The organism is Pseudomonas sp. (genome assembly GCF_035277045.1).
GTDB lineage: Bacteria > Pseudomonadota > Gammaproteobacteria > Pseudomonadales > Pseudomonadaceae > Aquipseudomonas.
The window spans coordinates 1-5,376 of the sequence record NZ_DATELE010000270.1 but is presented as its reverse complement, the minus strand read 5'-3'; the positions used below and the strand labels follow the sequence as shown (position 1 = coordinate 5,376).

The following is a 5,376-nucleotide window of genomic DNA, read 5'->3' as shown; positions in this document are numbered from 1 at the left end:
CAGGTGCGGCCCTGGCTGATGAAGACCGAGATGGCGATGAAATCCAGCCCGATCAGCAACCACGGCCCGGGTCCGAAGCGGCACAGGTCGTGGATCAGCTGCTGGCCCGGCCCGGTGATCGCAAACAGGTGGCTGAGCCAGGGCGATGCACCCCACAGCAGCGCCCAGGCGGCGAGCCCAAACCCGACCACCAGCCGGGCGGCGCTCTGCAGCGCGGCTTTTGCGCGCGCGCTGCGGTGCGCCCCGAGATTCTGCGCGAGCACCGGCACCAGCGCGCTGGGCAGCGCGAAGTACAGGCAGTAGGTGATCTGCAAGACCCTGTCCATCACCGCCATGCCCGCCATTACCGAGACGCCGAACACCGCCAGATGAGCCATGGTGTAGGTGAGGGCCACCGGGGTTGCCAGGTTGGCCAGGGTAAAGGGCAGGGCGGTGCCGGCGATTCGTTGCCCGTACAGCCGCAGCAGCCGAAGACGAACACGGCGCGACAGCCCTATATGGCGCCCTGCCTGATGCAGTCCGAACAGGCAGCCCGCCGCCCCGGCCACCAGACAGGACACGCCGGCGCCGAACAGCCCGAGGTCGAGGCCGAAGATCAGTACTGGATCGACAACGGCAAGGCACAGCGCCGCCGCCAGCACGACCGCAAGTGCCCGACCGCTATGCCCATGGGCCCGAAGCGCCTGGGCGCTGGCCTGGGTGACTGCCATGAGCACCGAAGACAGCAGCGTCATGGCGATGAATTGCCGGGCGAGCGGTGACGACGGTGCGCTTGCGCCCAGCCAGCCGGCGAAATAGTCCAGGTAATACCACTGGATCAGCGATACCAAGGCCGAGATGAGCGTTGCCAGCACAAGCGTGTACGTGACCAGCGGCGGTACCGAGCCGCGACAGCCCTGGCCAACCCTGCGCGAGATCATCGTGCCGCCCGCGACCACCACTCCCGCCACCAGGCTCGAGTTGAAGAAGGCCAGTGTCTTGGCGATACCGACCGCGGCGACCAGCACCTCGTCCCGCAGCATGGCCACGTAGGTCAGGGTCAGGATGTCCGTGAGGAAAATGGCCAGCAGGCCGAGGGCGCTTGTCACCGCCATCACGCGCACGTGATGGGTGACGGGGCCACGGGTGAAGGTGGCGGTTGAATCTCTCATTACACGACCGGCGGGATCAGGGAAGATGGGCTGAAGCTGCGATCACGCCGCGACGGCGCGGATTATTCCATATCTGCGCAGGGTTGCCGACACAGGCGTGCAGCGATTGCGTCAGTGGATGCAAATGATCTAATCTTGAGTCTGTAGATTCAATCGAGGTAAATGTCATGTCGGCCGTCCTTCACCCCGAGCAACTGACCAAGGCCCAGTGTGTCACCGGCCTGCGCGCGGCGCTGCGCATCCTGGACAGGTGGAAAGCCACTACCGAGCAGGCCTGCAAGATCCTGCGGATCTCGCGCAGCACCTGCACCCGGGCGAGGCAGGCTGACGCCGGGTGGTCGGTCAGTCTCGACCAGGACCAGATGCATCGCATCAGCTTCGTGCTGAACATCCATGGCGCATTGCGCACGATCTTCGACAATCCCGAAAATGCCTACGGCTTTCCGGCAATGGAAAACCGCAACGCCTTTTTCAATGGCCGTACTCCGTTGGATGTCATGGCCCAAGGCGACATGGTCTCGCTATACGAAACCTTCCGGCGGATCGACACCTTGCGGGGCGCGCAGTGGTAGCGCTCGGCACGTTGCCGGCGCTGGAGGCGGAAGATCAATGCGGGTATCGCTTGGTGAACTCCAAGTTTCCACCGATCGATCTATTCAATGACGTGGCGGATGCATCCGAATTCCAGGCGCTGTACCAGATCCAGGCGCTGACCAATCCCCGCTTGCAGAACGAGCTCGGGCGCCTTGAGCTGATCCCCTTGGCCGAGATTCCCTTCGGCATTCCCGGTTGCTCCTACGCCACCGCGCCGTTCACCCACATCAACCCGGCGGGCTCGCGCTTCAGCGATGGCGCCTATGGCGTGCTCTATCTTGGCGACACGCTGGACACGGCGATTGCCGAAGTGCGGCATCACCAACAGCGGTACTGGGCCAACGTGGCCGGCTTGAGCTACGACCGCTTTGTGTTCCGGGGGTTGAGCTGTCGCTTTAGCGAAGCTGGCAGCCGCGATGCCACTGGGGTTCCACTGACGGACGCGATCTATGACCCGGACAACTACAGCCAATCGCAGGTACTCGGCCGCGCCGCCAAGCGCGAAGGGTGCCAGGGGCTGCGCTACAACTCGGTGCGATCAGCCGGCAACCAGTGCTGGGCGCTGCTGACACCACGGCATGTGAGCTCGGTCATCCAGAGCGCGCATTTCGAGATGATCTGGAGCGGTGAGATCACCAGCGTCAGTCGAATTTCTAATGCCTGATGTTACAAAGATCTCGTAACTAACTGAAACAATAGTAAAAACGCATTGGCATGGTAAGCATTCCCTATTGGGTTGCCACCCCTGGAATCACTAGCATCCCCAATCCTGCTGAATTACAGCAATTTGGGAATGAAAGACCATGAAAACCAAGACTTTTTCGGGGTACACCCTTAGCTTGCTAGCCGCCGGCCTGTTGAGCGCGACAGCGGCCTGTGCCGATCCATTGACCCGCGACAACGGCGCTCCGGTCGGCGACAACCAGAACTCCCAGACCGCAGGGGCTAACGGGCCGGCGCTTGTGCAAGACGTGCAACTGCTGCAAAAGCTGCAACGCTTCGACCGTGAGCGCATCCCTGAGCGGGTGGTGCATGCGCGCGGTACCGGTGCGCACGGCGAGTTCGTTGCCAGTACCGACATTTCCGAACTGACCCAGGCCAAGGTCTTCACGCCTGGCAGCCACACGCCCGTGTTCGTGCGCTTCAGCGCGGTGGTCCATGGCAACCACTCCCCGGAAACCCTGCGCGACCCACGCGGCTTCGCCACCAAGTTCTACACCGCCGACGGCAACTGGGACCTGGTCGGCAACAACTTCCCGACGTTCTTCATTCGCGATGCGATCAAGTTTCCCGACATGGTCCATGCCTTCAAGCCCGACCCGCGCACCAATCTGGATGACGACTCGCGCCGCTTCGACTTCTTCAGCCATGTACCCGAAGCCACCCGCACGCTCACCCAGCTCTATTCCAACGAAGGGACGCCGGTTGGCTATCGCTTCATGGATGGCAACAGCGTCCACGCCTACAAGTTCGTCAACGCCAAGGGCGAGGTGACCTACGTCAAGTTTCACTGGAAGAGCCTGCAAGGCGTGAAGAACCTCGACCCCAAGCAGGTCGAAAGCGTGCAGGGCAAGGATTACGCGCACATGACCACCGACCTGGTCGGGGCGATCAGCAAGGGCGATTTCCCGAAATGGGACCTCTACATCCAGACGCTCCAGCCTGAGCAACTGGCGCAGTTCGACTTCGACCCGCTGGATGCCACCAAGATCTGGCCAGACGTGCCCGAGCGCAAGATCGGCCAGATGGTCCTGAACCGGAACGTCGACAACGTCTTCCAGGAGACCGAGCAGGTCGCCATGGCGCCGTCCAACGTGGTGCCGGGCATCGAACCCTCCGAAGACCGGCTGCTGCAAGGGCGCCTGTTCGCCTATGCCGATACCCAGATGTACCGCATTGGCGCCAATGGCCTGAGCGTGCCCGTCAACCGTCCGGTCGCGGCGGTCAACAATGGCAACCAGGACGGTGCGATGAACACCGGCCACACCACCACCGGCGTGAACTACGAGCCGAGCCGGTTGAACCCGCGCGAATCGACCGCGTCGGCGCGTTACAGCGAGCTGCCGCTCAGCGGCACGACGCAGCAGAAGAAGATCCAGCGTGAGCAGAACTTCAAACAGGCCGGCGACCTGTACCGTTCCTACAGCAAGAAAGACCGGCAGGACCTGATCAACAGCTTCGGCCAGTCCCTGGCCACGACCGATGACGAGAGCAAGCACATCATGTTGTCGTTCCTGTACAAGGCCGATGCCGAGTATGGCGCTGGGGTGACCAGGGTTGCCGGTGGTGATCTGGCGAGGGTGAAGCAACTGGCGGGGCAGTTGCAGGACTAGATTGAAGCAGGATCGATCACGGGCTGCCTGAAGGTGGCCCGTGCATTTGCTGCAGGCTCAACGCTAGGCCGCAGCCCCCGTGCGAACAATCCCGAGCGCATACGTGGCCAGCAGGCTGGCCAGCGACTCCTGGCTATCGCCTGGCCGACGCCAGTGGGCCTGGCCACACAGCATGCCCAGTACAGCATGAGCGATCGATGCCGCTTTCTCTCCTGACCGGCCTGGCGACAGGCCGCACTCCGCAGCCACGATATCGCGCAGGAAACCGCTATAGGCGGTCCGCAGTTGCTCGATATGTGCCCTCTGGTCATCCTTCAGGTTGATCATTTCGCGCGTTACCAGCACCAGCCGGTCTGGATACGCCTGACTGTAGGTCACGAACGCCTGGACAAAGCATTTCAAGCGTTCGTCATGGGCCTCGACGCCCTTCAGACAACGCCGGGTGTCGTAAAGCAGGTCGGTCAGGCTGGACTCGATGAGCTCGAACAACAACCCCTGTTTGCTTTCGATGTGGTGATACAGCGAGCCCGCCTGCAGGCCCAGATGAGCTGCCAGGTCGCGCAGGCTGACGGCCTGGTAACCGTGGAGAGCGAACAGGGTGGTGGCCGCCTCCAGCAGGCGGTCCCGGGCATGAGGCGAGGAAGTGGGCGCTAGGCACGATGCGGGCATGGCGGGACCTGTCTGCGATCTGACGATTGACCAAATGTAAGACAACAGGCATCTTACGTAAAGACTCAATCACGGAGGTGTTTATGGATGGGCAAACGGTGGTGATCGTAGGTGGCGCTTCGGGTCTGGGCCTGGAAACTGCCCGGCTGATGGTGAAGCGGGGCGCGGGCAAGATCGGCCTGATCGACCGGAATGAAGAACTGTTGGCCGTCGCGAAACAGGCCCTTGAAGCGCAAGGTTGCGACGTTGCCATCGCGGTCGGCGACATCGCCCGCAAGGACAGCGCGCACGGTGCTTTCCAGCAGATCGTCGACGCTCTGGGCCGGGTGCATTGCCTGGTCAACAGCGCGGCGATCTATCCGCGCAAGGACATCCTCGAGATCACCGATGAAGAATGGGACCTTGAGAACGCCGTCAACATCAAGGGCACCTACCACATGATGGTCGCCGCGGTGCGCCACATGCAGGCCTACGTGGAGGCCCCGCTGGTCACGGGCCGCATCGTCAACGTCACGTCGGTCGATGCTTTCAAGGCCCACCCGCAGAACGCCCACTACGCCGCGACCAAGGCCGCGGTGGTCAGTCTCACCAAATCCTTCGCCCAAGCCTGTGCCAAGGACCAGATCCTG

General features: G+C 62.5%; 6 protein-coding genes. 4 read left to right on the top strand and 2 right to left on the bottom strand.

Going from position 1 to position 5,376, the window contains the following annotated elements:
- A partial coding sequence (locus VJS90_RS15065) for an MATE family efflux transporter (protein ID WP_324122444.1) occupies window positions 1–1,151 on the bottom strand: 1,151 nt, incomplete at its 3' end.
- 167 nt (window positions 1,152–1,318) lie between these two features.
- On the opposite strand from VJS90_RS15065, the gene VJS90_RS15060 reads away from it, so the two are divergent.
- The 3 genes from VJS90_RS15060 (at window position 1,319) to katB (ending at window position 4,078) form a co-directional block, all read left to right on the top strand.
- Window positions 1,319–1,723 (top strand): antitoxin Xre-like helix-turn-helix domain-containing protein, encoded by a 405-nt coding sequence (locus VJS90_RS15060; protein WP_324122443.1) that lies wholly within the window; start codon window positions 1,319–1,321, stop codon window positions 1,721–1,723.
- Window positions 1,717–2,409 carry an RES family NAD+ phosphorylase gene (locus tag VJS90_RS15055; RefSeq protein ID WP_414704947.1) on the top strand — a complete coding sequence of 231 codons (693 nt, stop codon included), beginning with the start codon at window positions 1,717–1,719 and terminating at the stop codon, window positions 2,407–2,409. The genes VJS90_RS15060 and VJS90_RS15055 overlap by 7 nt, the downstream gene beginning before the upstream one ends.
- A 139-nt stretch (window positions 2,410–2,548) precedes the next feature.
- Window positions 2,549–4,078 carry a catalase KatB gene (gene katB / locus VJS90_RS15050; protein WP_324122441.1) on the top strand — a complete coding sequence of 510 codons (1,530 nt, stop codon included), beginning with the start codon at window positions 2,549–2,551 and terminating at the stop codon, window positions 4,076–4,078.
- Between the two features lie 63 nt (window positions 4,079–4,141).
- Here the strand turns inward: katB and VJS90_RS15045 are convergent, their stop codons facing one another.
- Window positions 4,142–4,747 carry a TetR/AcrR family transcriptional regulator gene (locus VJS90_RS15045; protein WP_324122440.1) on the bottom strand — a complete coding sequence of 202 codons (606 nt, stop codon included), beginning with the start codon at window positions 4,745–4,747 and terminating at the stop codon, window positions 4,142–4,144.
- Window positions 4,748–4,830: 83 nt separating this feature from the next.
- On the opposite strand from VJS90_RS15045, the gene VJS90_RS15040 reads away from it, so the two are divergent.
- Window positions 4,831–5,376, top strand: a 546-nt coding sequence (locus VJS90_RS15040; RefSeq protein ID WP_324122439.1) for an SDR family oxidoreductase, incomplete at its 3' end; no start/stop codon positions are given.